The organism is Skermanella sp. TT6 (genome assembly GCF_016653635.2).
GTDB lineage: Bacteria > Pseudomonadota > Alphaproteobacteria > Azospirillales > Azospirillaceae > Skermanella > Skermanella cutis.
Window position 1 is genome coordinate 742548 of record NZ_CP067420.1, and the last position, 21379, is coordinate 763926.

General features: G+C 68.2%; 21 protein-coding genes. 12 read left to right on the forward strand and 9 right to left on the reverse strand.

All coding sequences use genetic code 11. From position 1 onward, the window contains the following. Positions 1-38 precede the first annotated feature (38 nt). From IGS68_RS03425 to IGS68_RS03435, 3 genes are read right to left on the reverse strand one after another with little or no spacing between them, the layout of a single operon-like run. Positions 39-2384, reverse strand: a complete 2346-nt coding sequence (locus tag IGS68_RS03425) for a 3-hydroxyacyl-CoA dehydrogenase/enoyl-CoA hydratase family protein (RefSeq protein WP_201077331.1) — start codon at positions 2382-2384, stop codon at positions 39-41. Positions 2385-2412: 28 nt separating this feature from the next. After that, positions 2413-3549, reverse strand: a complete 1137-nt coding sequence (locus IGS68_RS03430; RefSeq protein WP_201077333.1) for a thiolase family protein — start codon at positions 3547-3549, stop codon at positions 2413-2415. Positions 3550-3591: 42 nt separating this feature from the next. Beyond that, positions 3592-4032, reverse strand: a complete 441-nt coding sequence (locus IGS68_RS03435; protein WP_201077336.1) for a MerR family transcriptional regulator — start codon at positions 4030-4032, stop codon at positions 3592-3594. Between the two features lie 152 nt (positions 4033-4184). Here IGS68_RS03435 and IGS68_RS03440 point away from each other — a divergent pair, with 152 nt between their 5' ends. After that, complete coding sequence (locus tag IGS68_RS03440; protein WP_201077338.1) at positions 4185-4472, forward strand: type II toxin-antitoxin system CcdA family antitoxin; 288 nt, start codon at positions 4185-4187, stop codon at positions 4470-4472. Beyond that, positions 4472-4786: a CcdB family protein gene (locus IGS68_RS03445; RefSeq protein WP_201077340.1), complete on the forward strand. Its 315-nt coding sequence runs from the start codon at positions 4472-4474 to the stop codon at positions 4784-4786. The genes IGS68_RS03440 and IGS68_RS03445 overlap by 1 nt, the downstream gene beginning before the upstream one ends. 509 nt (positions 4787-5295) lie before the next feature. Here IGS68_RS03445 and IGS68_RS03450 read toward each other — a convergent pair. Further along, on the reverse strand, positions 5296-6354 hold the full coding sequence (locus IGS68_RS03450) for a DUF4142 domain-containing protein (protein ID WP_201077341.1): 1059 nt from the start codon (positions 6352-6354) through the stop codon (positions 5296-5298). Between the two features lie 407 nt (positions 6355-6761). On the opposite strand from IGS68_RS03450, the gene IGS68_RS03455 reads away from it, so the two are divergent. The 3 genes from IGS68_RS03455 to IGS68_RS03465 all read left to right on the forward strand — a co-directional run bounded on the left by IGS68_RS03455 (position 6762) and on the right by IGS68_RS03465 (position 9251). Further along, entirely contained in the window at positions 6762-7316 is a 555-nt protein-coding gene (locus tag IGS68_RS03455; RefSeq protein ID WP_201077342.1) for a hypothetical protein, read from the forward strand. A gap of 11 nt (positions 7317-7327) precedes the next feature. After that, the gene (locus IGS68_RS03460; RefSeq protein ID WP_201077343.1) at positions 7328-7546 is read left to right on the forward strand and encodes a hypothetical protein; all 219 of its coding nucleotides are present in this window, start codon (positions 7328-7330) and stop codon (positions 7544-7546) included. Between the two features lie 919 nt (positions 7547-8465). After that, the gene (locus IGS68_RS03465) at positions 8466-9251 is read left to right on the forward strand and encodes a terminase small subunit (protein WP_201077344.1); all 786 of its coding nucleotides are present in this window, start codon (positions 8466-8468) and stop codon (positions 9249-9251) included. Between the two features lie 42 nt (positions 9252-9293). Here the strand turns inward: IGS68_RS03465 and IGS68_RS03470 are convergent, their stop codons facing one another. Next, positions 9294-9782: a copper chaperone PCu(A)C gene (locus IGS68_RS03470; protein ID WP_201077345.1), complete on the reverse strand. Its 489-nt coding sequence runs from the start codon at positions 9780-9782 to the stop codon at positions 9294-9296. A gap of 46 nt (positions 9783-9828) precedes the next feature. Further along, positions 9829-10224 (reverse strand): DUF2946 family protein, encoded by a 396-nt coding sequence (locus IGS68_RS03475; RefSeq protein ID WP_201077346.1) that lies wholly within the window; start codon positions 10222-10224, stop codon positions 9829-9831. 196 nt (positions 10225-10420) lie between these two features. On the opposite strand from IGS68_RS03475, the gene IGS68_RS03480 reads away from it, so the two are divergent. The 7 genes from IGS68_RS03480 to IGS68_RS03510 are packed head-to-tail and all read left to right on the forward strand — an operon-like array spanning position 10421 to position 17142. After that, entirely contained in the window at positions 10421-11692 is a 1272-nt protein-coding gene (locus IGS68_RS03480; RefSeq protein ID WP_201077347.1) for a Zn-dependent hydrolase, read from the forward strand. Further along, positions 11692-12537, forward strand: coding sequence for an ABC transporter ATP-binding protein (locus tag IGS68_RS03485; protein WP_201077348.1), 846 nt, complete (start codon positions 11692-11694; stop codon positions 12535-12537). The genes IGS68_RS03480 and IGS68_RS03485 overlap by 1 nt, the downstream gene beginning before the upstream one ends. Further along, entirely contained in the window at positions 12530-13444 is a 915-nt protein-coding gene (locus tag IGS68_RS03490; RefSeq protein ID WP_201077350.1) for an ABC transporter permease, read from the forward strand. The genes IGS68_RS03485 and IGS68_RS03490 overlap by 8 nt, the downstream gene beginning before the upstream one ends. Continuing rightward, complete coding sequence (locus tag IGS68_RS03495) at positions 13444-14349, forward strand: ABC transporter permease (RefSeq protein WP_201077352.1); 906 nt, start codon at positions 13444-13446, stop codon at positions 14347-14349. The genes IGS68_RS03490 and IGS68_RS03495 overlap by 1 nt, the downstream gene beginning before the upstream one ends. Before the next feature lie 38 nt (positions 14350-14387). Next, positions 14388-15395 carry an ABC transporter substrate-binding protein gene (locus IGS68_RS03500; RefSeq protein WP_201077354.1) on the forward strand — a complete coding sequence of 336 codons (1008 nt, stop codon included), beginning with the start codon at positions 14388-14390 and terminating at the stop codon, positions 15393-15395. Between the two features lie 29 nt (positions 15396-15424). Continuing rightward, entirely contained in the window at positions 15425-16330 is a 906-nt protein-coding gene (locus IGS68_RS03505; protein ID WP_247881344.1) for a diacylglycerol/lipid kinase family protein, read from the forward strand. Then, positions 16327-17142, forward strand: a complete 816-nt coding sequence (locus tag IGS68_RS03510) for a metallophosphoesterase family protein (protein WP_201077358.1) — start codon at positions 16327-16329, stop codon at positions 17140-17142. Before IGS68_RS03505 ends, IGS68_RS03510 begins: the two co-directional genes overlap by 4 nt. Here the strand turns inward: IGS68_RS03510 and IGS68_RS03515 are convergent. The 3 genes from IGS68_RS03515 to hydA form a co-directional block, all read right to left on the reverse strand. Next, positions 17139-19349 carry an ATP-binding protein gene (locus IGS68_RS03515; protein ID WP_201077360.1) on the reverse strand — a complete coding sequence of 737 codons (2211 nt, stop codon included), beginning with the start codon at positions 19347-19349 and terminating at the stop codon, positions 17139-17141. The genes IGS68_RS03510 and IGS68_RS03515 overlap by 4 nt on opposite strands. Further along, on the reverse strand, positions 19346-19822 hold the full coding sequence (locus tag IGS68_RS03520) for a putative pterin-binding protein (protein ID WP_201077362.1): 477 nt from the start codon (positions 19820-19822) through the stop codon (positions 19346-19348). Before IGS68_RS03520 ends, IGS68_RS03515 begins: the two co-directional genes overlap by 4 nt. 81 nt (positions 19823-19903) lie before the next feature. Continuing rightward, positions 19904-21367 carry a dihydropyrimidinase gene (gene hydA, locus IGS68_RS03525; protein ID WP_201077364.1) on the reverse strand — a complete coding sequence of 488 codons (1464 nt, stop codon included), beginning with the start codon at positions 21365-21367 and terminating at the stop codon, positions 19904-19906. Positions 21368-21379 lie beyond the last annotated feature (12 nt).

Consider the following 21379-nt stretch of genomic DNA (forward strand, 5'->3'; position numbering starts at 1 on the left):
CCCTTGGTATCTCGATGGTGGTCTGACCCCGGTTTCCCTCAATTCCGCAGCGGCTTGCCGGTGGTCAGCATGTGTTCGATGCGGGCGACCGTGGCGCGGCTGCGGACCAGCTTCATGAAGCTCTCGCGCTCCAGCTCCAGCAGCCGGTCCTCGTCCATCTCAGCCGTGATGTCGGTGTCGCCGCCGCTCAGCACCTCGGCCAGCGCGCCCGATACCACCACGTCGTGGTCGGTCGCCTTGCCCTGCTGGTGGAACCCGTCCACCGCCATCCGCAAGGCCGCCCGCGCCGTCGGCCCCGGCAGCCGCAGCGTCGCCGGCTCCGGCGGAACATAGTTCTCCGCCAGTTCCAGCGCCTTCGCCTTGGCGTCGGCCAGCAGCCGGTCGCGGTTCATGGTGATGCCGTCGGTCGGGCGCAGGAACATCAGGTCGCGCGCCTCGTCCGCCGACTTCGCCACCTTGGCCAGGCTGATCGTCTCGAACACCTGGGCGATCGGCGGCATCGGCCCGCCCGGCCGCTTCCTGTTCAGGGTCGCCCGGGTCAGCATCTCCTTGCAGCCGCCCCAGCCGGGGATCACCCCGACGCCGACCTCGACCAGCCCCATGTAGGTCTCGGCATGGGCCTGGACCGCGTCGCAATGCAGCAGGATCTCGCAGCCGCCGCCCAGCGCCATCCCCGACGGCGCCGCGACCACGGGGAAGGGGGCGTATTTCAGCGCCTTGTAGGTCTCCTGTCCCTCCTGGACCGACTGCTCCACCTGGGGCCACAGGGCGATGTTGACCGCGAACAGCGCCAGCCCGAGATTGACGCCGACCGAGAAATTGTCGCCCTCGTTATGGACGACCAGCGCCTTCCACTCGCCCTTGCCGTCGCCGATCATGCCGATCGCCTTCTGGATCAGCGCCATCACGTCGCCGTCCAGGGCGTTCATCTTGCCGGTGAACTCCAGGCACGCGACCCCGTCGCCGATGTCCCACAGGGCGGCCGAGCCGTTCCGCTTGATCGGCTTCGACCCGCGCTTGATGTCGGACAGCAGCAGCACGCCCTCGGGCCGCGCCACCTCGGCATAGCTCCCGTCCACCGTCAGGAACTCCAGCCGGCCGCCCTCGGTCCGGTAGAATCCTTTCCCCGCCGCTTTCTCCAGCAGCGCCGGCACCGGCTTGCCCTCGTCCCTCAGCGCCCCGGCCAGCCAGTCCGCCCCCAGCTGGTCGATCAGCTCGAACGGCCCGAACCTCCAGTTGTAGCCCAGCCGCATCGCCTGATCGACCGCCGTCATGTCGTCCGCGATCTCCGGCACCAGCGACGCGGCGTAGGCCAGCAGGTCCACCAGCACCCGGCGGGCATAGATGCCGCCCCGGTCCGGATGCTCGACCAGCGCCCGAAGCCCCTGCTTCGCCGCACCCACGCTCTCCAGCGAAGCCTTCTCCGACGGGCGGTACTGCCCCGTCGCCAGGTCGATCGCCTCCTTCACCCGGCCGCCGCCCGATTTGTTCAGCCGGTAGAAGCCGCCCTTGCCCTTCCGCCCGGTATAGCCTTCGGCGATCATGCGGGTGAACAGCTCCGGCTCCCGGTGGATCGCCCGGTACGGGTCGTCCGCCGGCAGGGTGTTCAGCAGCGACCGGCTGACATAGGGCATCAGGTCCAGCCCGACCAGGTCCACCAGCCCGAACACGCCGGTCTTGGGAATGCCCATGGGCCGCCCCACGACGGCGTCGGCCTCCTCCACGGTCAGCCCCAGGTCCATCGCCTGGTTTATCGCGGCCTGGATCCAGTAGGTCCCGATCCGGTTGGCGATGAAGCCCGGCCGGTCCTTGCACCGGACCACGCCCTTGCCCAGCCGCGTGTCGGCGAAGCGGCTCAGGGCCTCGACCGCCCCGGGCCGCGTGTCCGGCCCGGCGACCACTTCCAGCAGCCGCATATAGCGCGGCGGGTTGAAGAAGTGGGTGATCATGAAGTCCCGGGCGAACCCGTCGCCCCGCCCCTCGACCAGGTTCTTCAGCGGGATGGTCGAGGTGTTGGAGGAGACGATCGACCCCGGCTTCCGCACCGCGTCCAGCCGGGCATAGAGGTCCGCCTTGACCGCCGGGTTCTCGACCACGGCCTCGACGATCCAGTCCACCCCGGCCAGCTTCTCCAGGTCGTCCTCGATGTTGCCGGGCGTCACCAGCCGGGCGTTGCGCTTGTGCATGAAGGGCGCCGGCTCGGTCTTCAGCATCCTGTCGATCGCGGTGCGAGCGACGACGCTGCGGTCGTTACCCCGCCCGTCTTTCACGTCCTGCGGCACGATGTCGAGCAGGAAGACCGGAATGCCGGCATTGGCGATGTGCGCGGCGATGCCGCTGCCCATCACGCCGGCGCCGATCACGGCGGCGCTGCGGATTTCCATGGGGCTCTCCTCCGTTTCCGCTCGGGACTCAGACCGCTTCCAGGACGGTGGCGATGCCCTGGCCGCCGCCGATGCACTGGGTGGACAGCGCGAACTGCCCGCCCTCGCGCTTCAGGAGTTGCGCCGCCTTGCCGGTGATCCGCGCCCCCGTGGCGCCCAGCGGATGGCCCAGCGCCAGCGCGCCGCCGTCCAGGTTCACCTTGGCCCCGTCGAAGCCCAGCGCCTGCGCCACCGACATGGCCTGGACCGCGAAGGCCTCGTTGCTCTCCACGATGTCCAGGTCCTTCACGGTGATCCCGGCCCGCTTCAGCGCCTTCTCGGTGGACGGCACCGGGCCGTAGCCCATGATGGTCGGGTCGCAGCCGGACACGGCGATCGACTTGATCCGGGCCAGCACCGGCAGCCCATGGGCGCGGGCGAATTCCTCCGACGTGACCAGGGTGGCGGACGAGCCGTCGGTCAGCGGGCTCGCGGTGCCCGCCGTGACCGTCCCCTCCGCCAGGAAGGCGGCCTTCAGCGATTTCAGGCTCTCGGCGCTGGTGTCGGCGCGGATGCAGCCGTCCTTGTCCACGACGCCGTCGGGCGTCTCGATCGCCACGATCTCGTCGTCGAACCGGCCGGACTCCTGCGCCGCCGCCGCCTTGCGGTGGCTCTCCACGGCGAAGGCCTCCTGGGCCTCGCGGGTGAACTGGAACTTCATCGCCAGGTTCTCGGCGGTGATGCCCATGGGCATGAAGGCGCCAGGGTTGCTCTCGGCCAGCTTCGGGTTGGGCATCGGGTTGAAGCCCAGCATGGGCACCCGGCTCATGCTCTCGATGCCGCCGGCGATGAAGGCGTGCCCGGCATCCATCTGGATGGCGCCGGCCGCCATGTGGATCGCCTGCATGGACGAGCCGCAGAAACGGTTGATCGTGGTGCCCGCGACGCTCTGGGGCAGTTCGGACAGCATGCCGACCAGCTTGGCGATGTTGAAGCCCTGCTCGCCCTCCGGGAAGGCGCAGCCCAGGATGATGTCCTCGATCTCGTTCGGATCGACGCCGGTCTTCTTCAGCAGGCCGTTGACCACCTGGGACGCCAGATCGTCCGGCCGGATGCGGGCCAGCTTGCCCTTGCTGGCGAAGTGGAACGGCGACCGGGCAAATCCGGCAATGACCACGTTCTTCATGGTGCTAGCTCCTCACCGACTGTTCGGATTCTGGTTTGGCGTTTATTTCTCAGGCTTCTTGTCCGGCTCGACGCCGGCGGCGTCCAGATGGTCCAGGATCTGGCGCTCCAGCGCGCGCAGCTCGTGCAGCGTCTGCTTGACGTCTTCCAGCTGGGTCTCCAGCGACCGGATCCGCTCCCGCCCGCGGCCCAGCGCGTAGCGCATCTGCTCGATCTGCCTGTCGTCCGTGTCGTACAGGTCCAGGAAGTCCTTGATCTCCGCCAGGCTGAAGCCCAGCCGCTTGCCCCGGCAGATCAGCGTCAGCCGCGCCCGGTCGCGGTGGCTGTAGATCCGGTTCAACCCGTCCCGCGTCGGCGCCAGCAGCCCCTGGTCCTCATAGAACCGGATCGTCCGCGGCGTCACCCTGAACTCCTCCGCCAGCTCGCTGATCGAGAAGGTCCGGGCGTTGGTGGAGCCGTTCGGCGGATCGATCATGCTGAGCATAGGAGGACACCGCGCTGGAGAACCCGGAACCGGGATATGACGTTTACGTAAACGGAAGGTACGCGACCCGGCCCGCCGCGTCAAGCCCGCTTGCCGTTCCCGAGCATACACACTAAAATACACACTCTTGGACGCGGCGGAGGGACGTTCCCATGCATATCGGAACCGGGCAGATCTACGACCCCTCCGCGCCGAAATCGCGGATCAACATGACCCTCAACGAGGATCTGGTCCGCGTCGCGCGCGGCTACACCGACAACCTGTCCGACTATGTCGAGAAGCTGCTGGCGGCGGCCATCGCCGAGGAACGGCGGAAGAGGCTGGCCGATCAGGAACATTGGGACCGGGTCTGCGCCTCATGGGCCGAGTTCCACGAGAAGCACGGCTGCGTGGCGGACGAGTACAACGCCGACTTCCGGCCCGGGGACGCCACCCCCTGATGCCGCAGTTCGACGTCCACCGCAATCCCGGCCGCTCCCGGGAGGCGACGCCGTACCTGCTGGTCATCCAGCGGGACCGCTACGACGGGATGCCGCGCCGCGTGGTCGTCCCGCTCGTCCGGCGGGAGTATGCAGGGCACACCGACCGCGACCTGAACCCCGCCTTCATTGTCGAGGGCCTCGACGTGGTCATGGACCCCCTCGCGCTCGCCAGCGTCCCGGTCCGGGATCTCGGTTCCGCGATCGCCAGCCTCGACCACGACAGCAGGCGGATCATCCGCGCGATCGACGAACTGGTCGCCTACGGCAGATAACCGCAATCCCCTGCGGAGGGGCGGCGTCCCGCCGCCCAAGGTGCGCGGGACGCGCACGCTCCCGAATCCCACGACTCGCTCCGAAACCGACAGGATCATCGGACCCGCCGGCTTCATCCTACGGCGCCTTTCTCGACAGCACCTCGACCATTGCCGGAACCGGCTCGCTCGGAGCCGAGATAGCCGCGACGAACGCCTCGAAGCACTCGGGAGTCAAGCGCATCAGGACAGGCCAGCCTTCATGCCCGGACTTGATCCACGGCTGTCCGGCACGGCGATTGCTCATCAACCCCAAGCTGATGCTCGGGACACTTCATCTTCCCTTCATCATCATGCCCGGACTTGATCCGGGCATCTCCAGCCACGGAGCCCCGGTGAGACCTGTGAGACGATGGCCGGATCAAGTCCGGCCAGGATGAAAAAGGGGTGGTTCTGCCTTGAGTTCAGGCTTGTGAGCAGTACGCAACAAATGTGCCGGACAGCCGTGGACCGCACCGGCGCATACCCCGTCACCGGCGCGCCTCTGCGTCCCCATGCCCGGCGGCGGCGCCGATTTCCCCGTCTCCCCAGTCCGAGACGATCGCCAGGACCGAGTCGTGATGGGCCTTCCCCGACTTGGCACCCTTCGCCGCCAGCTCGCGCACCGCGGGATCGCGTCCGTGGATCGACGCATGCTCGTAGCGATAGAACCATTCGTAATGATGGATCACCTGCGACATGATGTATTCCCGGTCGAACGCCGGGCCGGACAGCCCCTCCAGCCGATCGCGCGTCCGCCGCTGGACCGGCCCGACCGTCTCCAGCGGCGCCACGCCGTTGGCGCCGGCAGCCTGCCGGAACTGCTCGCCCGAGCGGCCATGTTCCTCGACCATGCGGCGCGCGAACGCGCGGACCGGTTCCGTCACGGCTTTATCCGCCGCCATTTCGCCCAGGCGCACCTGCGACAGTTCGACGTTCATGGCATAGACCAGGAACATCCGGTCCTCCGGCCCGAGCCCGTCCGGCAGGCCGCCCCGCAGTTCCTCGGCGAGCCGCCCGGCCTGCTCCCGGAAAGCCTCGTTGGCATCGACCTCCCCGGCGGCCGCGTTCCGCACCGCGGGATCGGTGCCGTGCCGCGCCTCCCTCCGGTAGATCCAGCCCGCGGTATAGAGGGCCGGTTCCTGAATGCCCACATAGACGGCGTCGAAAGCGGCGCCGTCCAGGTTGCGAAGCCAGTCGATCGACCGTTGCGTGACCGGATCGACCTCCCGCACGGGCTCGACCCCGTTGCTTCCGGCAAGGCCGGCCAGCTCTTCCCCGGTCTCCGAATGATGGGCGAGGATCCGGCGGGCAAGGTCGCGCACCCGCTCGTCCCGCGCATGTTCCGCGGCGAGCGTGCCGATCGCGATCTGGCCGGCGCTGGTGGACGTCGCCGATAGAAGATAGTTCACTTCCTCCGCATGGGGCTCCGCCGCCCGCGGGGACGTCTGCGCCTGGGCCGCGCCGGCCAAGGCCGCCTGGGCGACCGATGCGAGGAGGGCGATGCCGCGGATCGTGGACCCGATCGTTGCTGGTCTGGCTCGGTGCATCTTTCTCTCCGGTATAAGGTTCGTGCCCTGACCAGAGATGACCACCGAACGGCGCGGAAGTTCCAATCCGCGCAAGCCCCGGTCGGCTCCGCAGCGAGTATCTCCTGCGCGATCCGCCGGTCACCCGTCCCGGCCGGGTCTGGGCCACGGACCTGACCCACGTTCCCACGGCGCGAGGATCACCGTCGCAAGCCCGACGGCACCCTGTTCACCATCGTCGCCAAGCGGTTGGGCATCATGGGGCAGTCGGCATTCGGCGGACTTCGCCGACCACTGGCAGCGCGCCGAAACGGCTGATAGTATCGCGACCTCCGATCGCTTAAAGCTTCCCATCGGCAACTGTTCCCTGATCCCCTGCAGGCTCCCGAGATATTAAGAGCCAAGAAAGAACACTGATGATTGGGAGCATGCTCGGCCTGCTGAGATCGGAAACAGCCCGATACAGGCATTATTATGAGGAAAGACGAGAAGAGGCGCATCAGTATATCTTAACGCAATTGACGCCGGTGATCGGTGAGTCCCTGACAGACATTACGGATATCAATTCAAAAGCTCTCGAATGCTGGGAGAAGCAGTGGCTACCTTTCATCCCATCAGGGAGATCATGGTCGGATTGGAATTGGCGCGACGATGTCGCTGGATGGAAGAGGCATATTGATCGATTCGAAGTCGCGATCTGGAGCGGAAGACAGCTTTGTGGATTGGCTCTCGGAAAGCCTTCGCAAGCGAGAAACAACCTTTCGGTCTACCTGTTGCAGGGCAGTCCGGTTGAAAATCACCCTCTCAAGGGCAAAGTATTGGCTATCGTAATCGACGCCGCAGGCGCCTATGGAACTGCTCTGGGCTGCCGGGAGTTAAGGCTCGTGAAACCGCTGAGCGGTATGGTAGGTAAGTATCAGGATCTGGGTTTCAGGCTTGTAAAGGAACACAGATCCGCGCCATATTGCGTTCGTTCGTTATGAGGGAGGTCGCCATGTCGGTTGCCCAGCATTTGCGTCCTACCGGCTTTGGCAGACCTATTGAAAAGCCGGTGTCTGCCGAGCGCCAGGATGGACTGGATGCCGATACCGCCCGGCAGCGGCTGCATGGCTATAAGAGCCTGCTGTCCACGCTCAGCACTGAGCAACGTAAACGTGTTTTGGCGGACGTTGGTCCAGAGGTTGCCGGAATTCCGGGATCTTACGAAAAATAGACCCGGCAACAGATCAGCCCCGCTTCGGCGGAACTTCTCCATTTGATCCAGGCGCGGTCCGGCACTTCCCATGACGATAAGTGCCATACCGTTACAAGTGGCCGCTTGAAAAACCATGGATGGGCGATGCTTCCGAGCATGAGTGCGCCCATGGCGAGGTATGCCATGCCGCCCGCGACAGTCGCGCGAATTCGGATCAGATTTCGCGCGCCATCATATCCCATGCATGGCGGCCGAGCCGAAGGGTGAGGACTCCAAGGTCCGGCCTGACCATGGATGCCATTTGCTGAAGGTCACACATCCATGGCTAACCGACCACCCAGCACAAACGGAGTGCTTGCACTCCGGTCACTGTTGCCCCCGCCCGCCGACCAGCCGCGCGGGGGTAGCATCATGTCCATGTCTGGAAGATACGAGGCCCGGTTCGACACCGGGATGGGGATATGCGGGTTTTCAATGCCGACGGCACGCCGCTGATCGGCTCCGACGAGGGATACCGGGGGTCAGACCACCATTTCCCCTGAAAGTTGGTATTCTGGAAATCTCGTGGGAAATGGTGGTCTGACCCCCGGTATCCCGGCGCCTGGAAAAAGAAAACATTCCTCGTAGGTCGGATGGAGCGAAGCGGCACCCGGCAAAGCAGGCGGGTTGCTGTCGGGTGCCGCTTCGCTCTACCCGACCTACGGTCTTATCCTTGCCAAGCAATTTATGGTTTTAACGACCGTGGATATCAATCCCCGAGCGTTGCAAAAGCTGTCGCCATATCCGTGCCCATCCGACCTTATCCGTGTCCATCCGTGGAAAATATAAGCTCGGATACGCCGACTTCCCACCCGGCCACAACCATCATCAGGATTGATTTCCTGGCGAGCGTAAGGATAATATACCCAACCCTAACCCCGCCCCGAAAGCCGCGACCATGAGCCAGACCACTCCCGCCGCCGCCCCGGCCTCCGCATACTCCCCCCTCCCGCATCGGCAGGAAGCCTTCGCCCGCCATGTGGCATCCGGCCGAAGCTTCAGCCAAGCGGCCCGGCTCTCCGGCTATGCGTGGAACAGCGCGCGCCAGACCGGCTCGCGCCTGATGCGGGACCCCGGCATCGCCGCCCGCGTGGTCGAGCTCACCGCCATCGAGGATACCCGCCGCCATGCCGAGCTGGACGAGCTGGTCGCGGCGGCCAAGCGGGTGCTGCTCGACGCCATGGAAAAGCAGCAGCATTTCGCGGCGCTCCGCGCGATCGACCAGATCGCCCGCCTGCGCAGCCTGGACGGCCCGCAGGCCGACGCCCGCCGCGCCGCCTTCGACGACGATCCCGACGACGCGGAAGAGGCCGGCGGCCCCGTCAGCAGCATCGCCGACCCCGACGCCTTGTTCGAGCCGCCGATGCCTCCCGCCGTCGCGGCCCCGGTCGAACCCGCGCCCGAGGACCCGGAAAAGGCGCACGCCAAGGCCGTCAAGCTGCAGAACCGGCGCTACAGCAAATGCTACGACCTGGTCATGTCCAGGCATCCCGACATCAAGGCGAGGCTCCGCGAAGCCCAGGACGTGTCGCTCTACTTCGACTCGGAATACCGCCTGCTGCCGCCCGAACTCTGGCCCGCCGGCAAGTCCCCGGCCGTGCCATCCGTACCGGCCGTTTCGCCCGCGCCGAAGATGACGAATGTTGACGGAAGCGGCCATGCCCCGGGGGGCCGCGCGGCCTGATCCCCCGGCGCCGGCCCCCTTGCCAGGCCCCTCGCGACCCCCTCAGTGGTGCGCCGTTCCCGACGCCCCCAGGGCCTCCACCACGTACTCGACCTCGACCGTGCCGGCCTTCTCGAAGGTCAGGGTGCCGGCGAAGCTCTCGCCCTGCTTCAGGGGCTGTTTCAGGTCCATGAACATCAGGTGATAGCTCCCGGGCTTGAACTCGACCTTGCCCCCGGCCGGCACGGCGACGCCGTCGGGCAGGTGGCGCATGGTCATGATGCTGTCCTTCATCGCCATCTCGTGGATCTCGGTCCGGCCGGCGATCTCCGCGGTGGCGGAAACCAGGCGGTCCGGTTCGGAGCCGGTGTTGACGATGGCAAGGTAGCCCCCGGCCACCCGGGCGCCGCCGGGTGTGGCGCGGGACCACGGATGGTCGATCTCCAGGGCGCCCGCCTTGGTGCCGTGGGCGAAGGCCGGGATCGCGGAAGGGCCGGCGGATGAAAACAGGACGGCGACCGCCAGCGCGGCGGCGCGGAAAGACTTGGACATGCGGATACTCCAGACGGAAGGGAACGGGTTTCGGTCGTTCGGTCGTTCAGCCGACCGCCGGCGGCGCCCGCGTCCTGCGTGGAGTCTGGTCGAGCGGAAGCAGGACGGGACCGGCCGCCGGAACCGCCGAAGCCGCGCCGCGCGCCGGGACCGGGGCGGCGACCGCGACATCTCCCGGCGGCGGAGCGGTGCCCCCGCCGAACATCGCGCAGCCGGCCAGGCAGCAGTCCGGCAGATGCGGCCTGCCATCCTGTCCACCGTCGGGATCGGAAGCGGCACCTCCCGTACACAGCGAGTCGCCATAGATCCGCTCGGGGGAGGCCGCCGCGGCGCCGATCGCCATGCCGGACAGCAGCATCTGGACGGCAAGCAGGTATGCCGCGCCCAGCGCCACCCAGAAACCCGAAGCCCGCCCCTGGGCCTGTCGCCGCGATCCCGCCATCCCGTCCTTCCCGTGCCGGCCCGCGCACTATCATGCTTTCCACGCTCCGGCAACCTGCTTAAACTCCGGGCAGCCGGTGCCCGGCCGGAAGGCAGCGGCGGGCGGCGGGACAGCGCGCGGGACGGAAGCGACGGGGCCGCCGGCATGGCACCAACCTTGCGTCCAAGAACGATAAGCACGCCTTACAGGGAGCATCATGCACAACCTTCAGATCAACGCCCAGCGGCTGTGGGACAGCATCATGGAGACGGCGAAGATCGGCGGCACGGCCAAGGGCGGCATCTGCCGGCTGACGCTGACCGACCTGGACCGCCAGGTGCGGGACTGGTTCGTCGCCGCCTGCGAGGAGGCCGGCTGCACCGTCACCGTGGACGAGATGGGCAACATCTTCGCGCGCCGCCCGGGCAAGGACAATTCGCTGCCGCCCATCGCCATGGGCAGCCACCTCGACACCCAGCCGACCGGCGGCAAGTTCGACGGCGTCCTGGGCGTCCTGTCCGGGCTGGAAGTCCTGCGCACGCTGAAGGACACGGGGTACGAGACCAACGCCCCGGTCGAGGTGATCAACTGGACCAACGAGGAAGGCTCCCGCTTCGCGCCCGCCATGCTGGCCTCCGGCGTCTTCGCCGGGGTCTTCACCCGCGACTACGCCGACGGCCGCAAGGACCGCGAGGGCAAGACCTTCGGGGAGGAACTGGACCGCATCGGCTACCGGGGCACCGAGAAATGCGGCGACCGCAAGTTGGGCGCCTTCTTCGAGATCCATATCGAGCAGGGCCCCATCCTGGAGGACGAGGATAAGGTGATCGGCGTCGTCACCGGCGTCCAGGGCATGCGCTGGTACGAGGTGACCGTCACCGGGTTCGAGAGCCACGCCGGCACTACGCCGATGCACCTGCGCCGCGACGCCCTGGTCGGTGCCGCCCGGATGGTCGAGGCCGTCAACAAGGTGGCGCTCGCCCACCCGCCGCTGGCGGTCTCCACCGTCGGGCTGATGGAGGTCAGGCCCAACAGCCGCAACATCCTGCCGGGCGAGGTCTTCTTCTCCGTCGACCTGCGCCACCCCGAGGACGAGGTCGTCGCCGCGATGGAGATCGAGGTCCGCGAGGCGATCGGCCGGATCGCGGCGGAGCTGAAGCTGGAAGCCGCGATCGAGCAGGTCTGGGACTCGCCGGCCGTCAAGTTCGACCCGGCCTGCGTCGGGGCCGTAAGCACCGCCGCGAAGGAGAACGGCTACAGCCACCGGGAGATCGTCTCCGGCGCCGGCCATGACGCCGCCTACATGGCCCGCGTGGCGCCGACCGCCATGATCTTCATCCCGTGCGAGAAGGGTATCAGCCACAACGAGGTCGAGAGCGCCGAGTTCGACCATGTCGCCGCCGGCGCCAACGTGCTTCTGCGCGCGGTGCTGGAATACGACAACCGCGACGGCGCCGGCGGCCCGACCCCCGGCACCAAGGCGGCGTGATGCCTGCCTCCGGGACCGTCGTGGCCGAGAAGGCCGGAGCCGAAGCGCTTCGGGATCCCGCCAAGGACCGGGCGCCGGTGGTGGAGGCCAGGGACCTGTCCCTGGTCTTCCAGACCGCCGACGCGCCGGTCACCGCGCTGAGCGGGATCGACCTGACGATCCGGCGGGGCGACTTCGTCTCCCTGATCGGGCCGTCCGGCTGCGGCAAGACCACCCTGATGCGGGCCGTGGCGGATCTGGTCAGGCCGACCTCCGGCACCCTGCTGGTCAACGGCGGCACGGCGGAGCAGGCAAGGCTGGACCGCGCCTACGGCTACGTCTTCCAGGCGCCGGCGCTCTATCCGTGGCGCTCGATCGAGCGCAACATCATGCTGCCGCTGGAGATCATGGGCATGCCCCGGGCCGAGCGGAAGGAGCGGGCGGCGCGCTACCTGGACCTGGTCGGGCTGAAAGGTTTCGAGCGGAAGTTCCCCTGGCAGCTTTCCGGCGGCATGCAGCAGCGGGTGTCGATCGCCCGCGCCCTGAGCTTCGAGCCGGCGCTCCTCCTGATGGACGAGCCGTTCGGCGCCTTGGACGAGATCACCCGCGACAACCTCAATGTCCACCTGCTGCGGCTGTGGGAGAAGACCGGCATCACCGTGATCTTCGTGACCCACTCGATCCCGGAGGCGGTGTTCCTGTCCTCCCGGATCGTCGTCATGTCGCCGCGGCCCGGCCGCATCCTGGAGGTGATCGACGGCGACCTCCCCCGCGACCGCGACCTGGACGTACGGGAGACTCCCGAATTCCTGGAGATCGCCCACCGCGTCCGCGTCGCCCTGCGGGCGGGCCACAGCTATGACTGACGCCGCCGCTACCGCCGCCGCGATCCGCCGCGTGCCGGCGCGCGACGGCGCGGCGCTGCCGGTCCTCACCGTGCTGGCGGCCCTGCTGCTGGTCTGGTACGCCGCCTCGGTCTGGCTGAACGCGCCGCAGGTCCGCGAAAGGCTGGAGCGCGCCTCGCCGGACTGGTCCGTCTCCGACCTCGTCGCCGGCACCTGGGCGATGGACCGGCCGGTGCTGCCGGCACCCCACCAGATCGCGGTGGAGCTGTACGACTCCGTGGTCGGGCGGCCGGTCACGTCCAAGCGCAGCCTGGCCTTCCATGCCGGGGTGACCCTGTCGGCGACGCTCGCCGGGTTCGCCCTCGGGCTGGTCCTGGGCGTGGCGCTGGCGGTCGGGATCGTCCATGTCCGGGTGCTCGACCGGTCGCTGATGCCCTGGATCATCGCGTCCCAGACCATCCCGATCCTCGCCATAGCGCCCATGATCGTCGTGGTGCTGGGCAACCTGGGCTTCACCGGGCTGCTGCCCAAGGCGATCATCTCGGCCTATCTCAGCTTCTTCCCCATCGCGATCGGCATGGTCAAGGGGCTGCGCTCGCCCGACCCGATCCAGCTCGACCTGATGCGGACATACAGCGCCACGCCGGCCCAGACCTTCGCCAAGCTGCGCTGGCCGTCCAGCATGGCGTTCCTGTTCCCCAGCCTCAAGGTCGCCATAGCGCTGGCCCTGGTCGGCGCCATCGTGGCGGAACTGCCGACCGGCGCCCAGGCGGGGCTCGGCGCGCGGCTGCTGGCGGGCTCCTATTACGGCCAGACGATCCAGATCTGGGCGGCGCTGTTCATGTCCGCCTTCCTGGCGATGCTGGCGGTCGGCGCCGTCGGACTGGCCGAACGCGGGCTGACGCGGATCAGGGGAGGGCGCCTGTGATGCTCCGGGTGTTCGCGACCCTCCTGGCCGGGGCGGCGGCGCTGGCGCTGCTGGACGTCAGCGGCGTCGCCGCCCTCGTCGCGGGACTGGCGGCGGTCGCGGCCTGCGGTGCCGCCATGGCGGCGCTGGCGCGGGACGACCGCTGGCCGGCCCGCATCGCGGTGCCGCTGCTGTTCGGCGTGCTGCTGCTGTGGCTGTGGGAGATGGTGACGGTCGGGTTCGGCGTCCCGCGCATCCTGCTGCCGCCGCCCAGCATGATCGCGGCGGCGATCGGTTCCCATCTGCCGACCCTGGCGGCGGACTTCCACCAGACGGTGATCCGCTCCGTCATTCCCGGCTATGCGATCGGCTGCGGCGCGGGGTTCCTGACGGCGCTGGCGATCGACCGCTCGCCCTTCCTGCAGAGGGGGCTGCTGCCGCTGGGCAGCCTGGTCAGCGCCATGCCGATCGTCGGGATCGCGCCGATCATGGTCATGTGGTTCGGCTTCGACTGGCAGTCCAAGGCGGCGGTGATCGTCGTGATGACCTTCTTCCCCATGCTGGTCAACACGCTGGCCGGGCTCCGGGCGGCAGGCGCCATGGAGCTGGACCTGATGCGCTCCTACGCGGCTGGCTACGGGCAGACGCTGATGAAGCTGCGGCTGCCGGCGGCGCTGCCCTTCGTCTTCAACGCCCTCAAGCTCAACTCCACCCTGGCGCTGATCGGCGCCATCGTGGCGGAGTTCTTCGGCACGCCGATCGTCGGCATGGGCTTCCGCATCTCCACCGAGGTGGCGCGGATGAACGTGGACGTGGTGTGGGCGACCATCGCCGTCGCCGCCCTGGTCGGCTCGGCATCCTACGGAATCATCTCGGTGATCGAGCGGGGGGCCACCTTCTGGCATCCCTCGTTTCGCCAACAATAATCCGTTCAACGACAAGACGAGGCTGGGGGTACTGGGTGATGCGCAAATTTGCTCTGGCGATGGCGGCGCTTGCCGCGGCGGGTTTCGGCGGGATGGCGGGGGAGGCCCGGGCGGCGGACCCGCTGACCCTGCAACTGAAGTGGGTCACGCAGGCGCAGTTCGCCGGCTACTACGTGGCGGAGGCGAAGGGCTTCTACGACGAGGTCGGGCTGGACGTCACGATCAAGCCGGGCGGGCCGGACATCAACCCGTCCCAGGTGATCGCCGGCGGCGGGGCCGACGTGGTCGTGGACTGGATGCCCTCGGCGCTGGCGACCCGCGAGAAGGGCGTTCCGCTGGTCAACATCGCCCAGACCTTCAACAAGTCGGGCATGATGCTGACCTGCCGCAAGGACAGCGGCGTCGCCACTCCCGCCGACTTCAAGGGCAAGACGCTCGGCGTCTGGTTCTCCGGCAACGAGTATCCGTTCCTGTCCTGGATGGACAAGCTGGGCTACAGCACCTCCGGCACCAATCCGGACATCAAGGTGCTGAAGCAGGGCTTCAACGTCGATCCGCTGCTCCAGAAGCAGGCGGCCTGCATCTCCACCATGACCTATAACGAATATTGGCAGGTAATCGCGGCCGGCGTGCCGGAGAGCGACCTGATCGTCTTCAAGTACGAGGACCAGGGCGTCGCCACGCTGGAGGATGGGCTCTACACCCTCGATTCCAAGCTGAAGGACCCCAAGATGGTCGACAAGCTGGCCCGGTTCGTGAAGGCTTCCATGAAGGGCTGGGACTACGCGATCAAGAACCAGGCCGAGGCGGTGGAGATCGTGCTGGAGAACGACGCCTCCGGCGCCCAGACCGAAGAACACCAGGCCAAGATGATCGGCGAGATCGCCAAGCTGATCGAGGGCGGCACCAAGGGTCCCGGCTACCTGGACCCCGCGGCCTACGAGCGGACCGTCAACGTGCTGATCGGCGGCAAGTCGGACCCGGTCATCAGCAGGAAGCCGGAAGGCGCCTGGACCCACGAGGTCTGGGAGAAGGCGGGGCTGTAACCGGCGTTCCGGAACCCATATTGGTCCGCATGAAGCTGGCCGTCGTCATCAACGGATCGGCGGGGGCCTTGCTCGACCAGTCGTCGGAGGACGCCGCCGCTCGCATCGAGAACCTGTTCCGCGACCGGGGGGCGACCGCGACCGTGACGGTCGCCCCTCCCGGCGGGCTGATGGAAACCCTGCGGGCCGCCGTGGCGACCGATGCGGACGCCGTGGTGGTCGGCGGCGGCGACGGCACCGTGGCCGCCGCCGCGACCCTTCTCGTCGATACCGACAAGGCCATGGGGGTCCTGCCGCTCGGCACGGCCAACCTGCTGGCCAAGGACCTGCACATGGCGCTCGACCTGGAGGCGGCGGTCGGTCAGCTCGCCCAGGGGGAGATCCGGGCGGTGGACGTGGCGGAGGTCAACGGCACCGTGTTCCTGTGCAACGCGGTGCTGGGGCTGTTCCCCATGTTGGCCCGCTACCGGGAGCGGCACAGGCACGAGCCAGGATTCGCCAAATGGTTGCATCTTGGGGCGGCGACCCTGGCGGCCATGCGCCGCTATCCCCGGCTGGAGATGGAGATCGACCTGGGCTCCGGTCCGCAGCGCCGTAGGACCATGGCCCTGGCGGTCGCCAACAACGCCTATGACGACGCCTTCTTCTCCTTCTTCGCCCGCTCCAACCTGGGGGCCGGGGAACTGGCGGTCTACCTGGCGCGGCACAAGACCTCGTTCGGCATGTTCCGCATGGCGACCCGCATGCTGCTCGGCCGCTGGCAGAGCGACCGGGACCTCAGCGTCGAGCGCGTCCGGGAGGTAACCGTCCGGACCCCCAAGCGGAGCCTGGCCGTCGCCATCGACGGCGAGGTCCACCGCGTCGCGACACCCCTGCGATTCCGCATGCGTCCCGGCGCCTTGAAGGTCCTGGTGCCGGCCGGGGCGCTGCCATGAGGCGGCTCGCCCATATCTCCGACCTGCATTTCGGCCGGATCGACGAAGCGGTCGTCGAAGCGCTTCTGGTCGACCTCGCCGGGGTCCGGCCCGACCTGATCGTGGTCAGCGGCGACCTGACCCAGCGCGGTCACCACGACCAGTTCCGTGCCGCCCGCGCCTTCCTCCAGCGGCTGGAGGCGCCCTACCTGGTGGTTCCCGGCAACCACGACATTCCGGGCGTAAACCTGCTGGCCCGCTTCGCCGCACCCCTGCGGCGCTACCGCCGCTACATCGAGCGGGACCTGCGCCCGCTCCACCGGGACGAGGAGATCGCGGTGCTGGGCCTCAACACCGCGCGCCCGATGGGGCTCCACTGGAACTGGTCCCACGGCCGGATCAACGCCGATCAGATCGCCCATGCGCGGAGCGTCTTCGACTCCGTGGGACCTGATGTCTTCAAGGTCGTTGTGACCCACCATCCGTTCCTGCCGCCCCCCGACGCGCCGGACACGCGCCTGGTCGGGCGCGCCGGCCTGGCGCTCCGCACCTTCGAGCATTGCGGGGTGGACCTGCTGCTCGCCGGACACCTGCACCGCGGCTACCACGGGGATGTCAGGACGCACCATACGGCGGTGAAACGCTCGATCCTGGTGGCCCAGGCCTCCACCGCGACATCGACCCGGCTGCGGAACGAACCGAACGCCTACAACCTGATCGACGTGGACGGCGACCGCATCGGCTTCGACGTCAGGGTTTGGGACGGCACCGGGTTCCGCCACGACGCCGCCGGCCGCTTCGTCCGCCGGCACGGCCATTGGGAGCGGGCCTAGCCATGGGCCGCCGGGGCGAACCGTTCCTCCAGCGCCAGCCGGGTCGGCTCGATCTGCTCCCGCGCCAGGGCCAGCAGGCGGGCCGCCTCCGCCGGGTCGGCGGCGTTCACCTCGATCGCGCGGGCGATGGCGGAGAGGCGCCGGGCGCCCAGGTTGGCGTTGGCGCCCTTCATGCCGTGGGCCGCCCGCTTGACCGCCCCGGCGTCGCCCGTCGCAATGGCCGCCTCGATCTCGTCCGCCTGGATCCGGGCTTGGCCCGGGAACAGTCCCAGCATGTCCATCAGGTCCTCCGCGTCGAGACAGTCCTGGAGCTGCTCGATCATGGTCTGGTCGAGCAGCGGCGTCTCCGCCAGATCATCGGGCGCGGCCGGGGCGGGCGCCTGCGGTACCGGCGCGGGAAGCTTGCTCATCACGCGCTCGATCGCGGCGAACAGCTCGGCCGGGCGGACCGGCTTGGAGACGTAGTCGTTCATTCCGGATGCGAGATAACGCTCCCGGTCGCCGGCCATGGCATGGGCCGTGACGGCGACGATCGGGGTCGGTCCGAAGGGCGGGGGCAGGGTGCGGATCGCCTCGGCCGCCGAGCAGCCGTCCATCACCGGCATCTGGATGTCCATCAGCACCAGGTCGAACGGCGCGTCCGCGCCGGCCACCGCGGCGACCGCCTCCGCCCCGTTGGTCGCCAGCTCGACGGAATGGCCCCGGCGGGTCAGCAGGCTGTCCATCAGGGTCCGGTTCACCTCGACATCGTCCACCACCAGCAGGCGCAGGGGGCCGTGGTCCACCGCTTCCGGCGCGGGATCGGGCAGGGGGGCCTCGACGATGTCCGGGCCGGGCTGGCAGCGCACGGTGAAGCTGAAGGTGCTACCCTTGCCGACCTCGCTCCGCACGGTGATGTCGCCGCCCTGGAGCAGGCAGAGCTGCCGGCAGATCGCCAGCCCCAGCCCGGTGCCGCCGTAGCGCCGGGTGGTCGAGCCGTCGGCCTGGGAGAACCGCTCGAACAGGCGGCCCAGGAATTCCTCCGGGATGCCGATGCCGGTATCCTGCACGTCCACGGCCAGGATCAGCCCGCCCGATCCCTCCTCCGGCCGGGTGGCGAAGCGGATATGGATCCGTCCGCCATGGGTGAACTTGACTGCGTTGCCGACCAGGTTGAACAGGATCTGCCGGATCCGCCCGACGTCGCCGCGCAGGGAGATCCGCGCGTCCGGCTCGATCGCGTAGGCCAGCTCGTTGCCCTTCTCCTGCGCCGCGGGATGGAGGATCGAAATCACGTCCTCCGCCGGTTGGGTCAGCAGGAAATCCACCGCCTCGACCTCGATCCGCCCGGCTTCCAGCTTGGACAGGTCCAGGATATCGTTGACGATGGTCAGCAGGTTCTCGGCCGACCGCAGGGCGGAGCTGGCGTGGGCCCGGGGCTCGGGGGGAAGGCGGCTGTCGACCAGCAGGCCCAGCAGCCCCATCACGCCGTTCAGCGGGGTCCTGATCTCGTGGCTGATGTTGGCCAGGAACTCCGACTTGGCGCGGCTCGCCGCCTCGGCGTCCTGCTTGGCCTGGTTGAGCGTTCCGGTCAGTTGCAGCAGCTCCCGCCGGGAGCGGCTGCTTTGCAGGATATACCAGCCGGCCAGACCCGCGAAGCCGGCGCACAGAACGGCCTGTATAACCGTCGCCGTGGTCGCCAGCCGCTGCATCTCCGTGATCTCGGTCCAGCGCTGGGCGGCCTCGCCGGCGCTCACGCTGGTGATCCCGAGCATCATGGACTGAATCGGCTCGCGCAGCCGCGGCAGGCGGACCAGGAGTTCCGCCACCACGGCGCCGTCGAACCCGCCGCGCGCTGTCACGAGGGCATCGGTTTCGTCTACGAAACGACCCAGTTCGCCGATCGCCCCGTCATAGAAGGCCCGGCCCGTGAAGATCTGCCTGTAGGTGCCGCCGCGCACGATGTTGAGCCGGCTGACGAACACCTCGTACCGCCCCTCCGCCGCGGCGGCGTCGTTGATGCCCGCCGAGGCTTCCAGCAACGCCACGTGCAGCCGGTGGTGCTCGGTCCCGAGCTGGAAGAAGGCCCAGGCCTGGTTGTCGGTCCCGCCGGCCAGCACGCCCACCGTCTTGTCCGACAGCGCGTACTGCAACGCTCCGACGATGGAGAAGGAGACGACGACGGCCAACCCCAGCCCCGCAAGGGCGGCGCGCAGCCCCCGCGTCAAGGTTCGACCCTGATCCGGTCGATCTGCCAGATCGCCCGGAAGAACCAGGCGTCGTTCTGCAACTCCGGATGGTCATCGAACGGGAACATCAGCCAGAACGGCCCGCGCTCGCGCGGGGGTATGGGCTTGCCGTCCATGGAGGTCGCGATGATCGGCCGGTAGCGCCGGATATCCGCCAGCGACAATTCCACCTTGTAGTCATCCCTGGCGAACAGCGAAACCTTGCCGCCTTCGGCCTTCGCCAGGGCCAGGACGTCGGTCAGGTAGGGGCCGGAAAAGCTGGCCTTGCCGGTCCAGGGGGTGGCGGTGACGATCTCCGCCGCGGGCAGCCCGGCGAGCTCTTCCGAATCGACAGTGGCCGCCGCGGCGGGGCCGCCGCCGGAGACGCTGATCCGCGCCGCCAGCACCGGCGTCCCGCCGGTCAGGGAAGCGAAGGAAAACAGGAGGATGGCGGCAAGGATGCGGGCAATCATGATGGGGGCGGGTCCCTGCTGGTCGAGATGGCCCGTCGAGACTACCCCATTCGGAGAAAAAGTGCCCGCACCCGTGTCGTCTCAGGGGGTGACCGCCGTCGCGACCTCCCGGTCGACACCGACCGGCCTGTGCAACTCGTTGTACCGCTCGATCGCCTTGAACACCGGGGGATGGCACGGGCGGTCGATGTAGCGCCCGGCACCCCGGACGGTGCGCAGTTCGCCGTCGGTCCAGACCAGGTTGCCCTGCGACAACGTGTGCCGGGCGACGCCCTTCACCTCCATCCCCTCGTAGATGTTGAAATCGACGTTCTGGTGGTGGGTCTTCGCCGAGATGGTCCGGGTTCCCTCGGGATCCCATACCACCAGATCGGCATCCGCCCCGACCTGGACCGCGCCCTTGCGGGGATACAGGTTGAAGATCTGGGCGCAGTTGGTCGAGGTGATCCTGACGAACTCGTTGGGCGTCAGCCGGCCGGTGCCGACGCCGTTGTGCCACAGGATCGACATGCGGTCCTCGATCCCGCCGGTGCCGTTGGGGATCTTGGTGAAGTTGTCGCGCCCCGCCGCCTTCTGCGGCGCGCAGAAGCAGCAATGGTCGGTCGCCGTGGTCTGCAGGCCGCCGGAGGACAGGCCGGCCCACAGGGCCTCCTGGTGGTGCTTGGCGCGGAACGGCGGGCTCATCACGTAGGCGGCGGCCGTCTGCCAGTCGGGATTGCGGTAGACGGATTCGTCGATCACCAGATGCTGGGCCAGCACCTCCCCGTAGACGCGGTGCCCGGCGGCGCGGGCGCGCGAGATCGCCTGGGTCGCCTGCTCGGTCGAGACATGGACGATATAGACCGGGGCGCCCAGCACGTTGGCGATGGCGATGGCGCGCTGCGCCGCCTCTCCCTCGACCTGGGGCGGGCGGGACAGGGCATGCCCCTCCGGCCCGGTGATGCCCTGCTCCAGCAGCGTTTTCTGCAGATGGAAGACGGCGTCGCCGTTCTCCGCATGGACGGTGCACAGGGCACCCAGTTCCTGCGCGCGGGCGAAGCTGTTCAGCAGGACGCCGTCATCGACCATGATGGCGCCCTTGTAGGCCATGAAATGCTTGAAGGAGTTGACGCCGTGCTCGCGCGTCAGCACGCCCATCTCCTCCCGGACCTGGTCGGACCACCAGGTGACCGCGACATGGAAGGAATAGTCCGTTGCCGCCTTCTCCGCCCAGCCGCGCCACTGGCGATAGGCCTCGACCAGCGACTGCTGGGGTGCGGGGATCACGAAGTCGATGATCATGGTGGTGCCGCCGGCCGCCCCTGCCGAGGTCCCGGAGAAGAAGTCCTCGCTCGCGACCGTTCCCATGAAGGGCAGTTCCATGTGGGTGTGCGGATCGATGCCGCCCGGCATGACATACATGCCGCCCGCATCGACCACCTGCGAGCCGGCCGGCGCATCGAAACCGTCGCCGATCGCGACGATCGTGCCGTTCTCGCAATAGACGTCGGCGCGGAAGCTCTGCTCGGCGGTCACGACGGTTCCGCCGCGGATCAGGATCGACATGAAGCTTTTTCT

Excerpts from the sequence above, each read along its gene's own strand:
- IGS68_RS03505 (WP_247881344.1), top strand. The coding sequence starts at position 15,425 with ATGAAGCTGGCCGTCGTCATCAACGGATCGGCGGGGGCCTTGCTCGAC.
- IGS68_RS03500 (WP_201077354.1), top strand. The coding sequence starts at position 14,388 with ATGCGCAAATTTGCTCTGGCGATGGCGGCGCTTGCCGCGGCGGGTTTC.
- IGS68_RS03480 (WP_201077347.1), top strand. The coding sequence starts at position 10,421 with ATGCACAACCTTCAGATCAACGCCCAGCGGCTGTGGGACAGCATCATG.
- IGS68_RS03490 (WP_201077350.1), top strand. The coding sequence starts at position 12,530 with ATGACTGACGCCGCCGCTACCGCCGCCGCGATCCGCCGCGTGCCGGCG.
- IGS68_RS03425 (WP_201077331.1), bottom strand. The coding sequence starts at position 2,384 with ATGGAAATCCGCAGCGCCGCCGTGATCGGCGCCGGCGTGATGGGCAGC.
- IGS68_RS03495 (WP_201077352.1), top strand. The coding sequence starts at position 13,444 with ATGCTCCGGGTGTTCGCGACCCTCCTGGCCGGGGCGGCGGCGCTGGCG.
- IGS68_RS03430 (WP_201077333.1), bottom strand. The coding sequence starts at position 3,549 with ATGAAGAACGTGGTCATTGCCGGATTTGCCCGGTCGCCGTTCCACTTC.
- IGS68_RS03460 (WP_201077343.1), top strand. The coding sequence starts at position 7,328 with ATGTCGGTTGCCCAGCATTTGCGTCCTACCGGCTTTGGCAGACCTATT.
- IGS68_RS03440 (WP_201077338.1), top strand. The coding sequence starts at position 4,185 with ATGCATATCGGAACCGGGCAGATCTACGACCCCTCCGCGCCGAAATCG.
- IGS68_RS03445 (WP_201077340.1), top strand. The coding sequence starts at position 4,472 with ATGCCGCAGTTCGACGTCCACCGCAATCCCGGCCGCTCCCGGGAGGCG.
- IGS68_RS03465 (WP_201077344.1), top strand. The coding sequence starts at position 8,466 with ATGAGCCAGACCACTCCCGCCGCCGCCCCGGCCTCCGCATACTCCCCC.
- IGS68_RS03475 (WP_201077346.1), bottom strand. The coding sequence starts at position 10,224 with ATGGCGGGATCGCGGCGACAGGCCCAGGGGCGGGCTTCGGGTTTCTGG.
- IGS68_RS03435 (WP_201077336.1), bottom strand. The coding sequence starts at position 4,032 with ATGCTCAGCATGATCGATCCGCCGAACGGCTCCACCAACGCCCGGACC.
- IGS68_RS03510 (WP_201077358.1), top strand. The coding sequence starts at position 16,327 with ATGAGGCGGCTCGCCCATATCTCCGACCTGCATTTCGGCCGGATCGAC.
- IGS68_RS03485 (WP_201077348.1), top strand. The coding sequence starts at position 11,692 with ATGCCTGCCTCCGGGACCGTCGTGGCCGAGAAGGCCGGAGCCGAAGCG.
- IGS68_RS03520 (WP_201077362.1), bottom strand. The coding sequence starts at position 19,822 with ATGATTGCCCGCATCCTTGCCGCCATCCTCCTGTTTTCCTTCGCTTCC.
- IGS68_RS03450 (WP_201077341.1), bottom strand. The coding sequence starts at position 6,354 with ATGCACCGAGCCAGACCAGCAACGATCGGGTCCACGATCCGCGGCATC.
- IGS68_RS03470 (WP_201077345.1), bottom strand. The coding sequence starts at position 9,782 with ATGTCCAAGTCTTTCCGCGCCGCCGCGCTGGCGGTCGCCGTCCTGTTT.
- hydA (WP_201077364.1), bottom strand. The coding sequence starts at position 21,367 with ATGTCGATCCTGATCCGCGGCGGAACCGTCGTGACCGCCGAGCAGAGC.
- IGS68_RS03455 (WP_201077342.1), top strand. The coding sequence starts at position 6,762 with ATGCTCGGCCTGCTGAGATCGGAAACAGCCCGATACAGGCATTATTAT.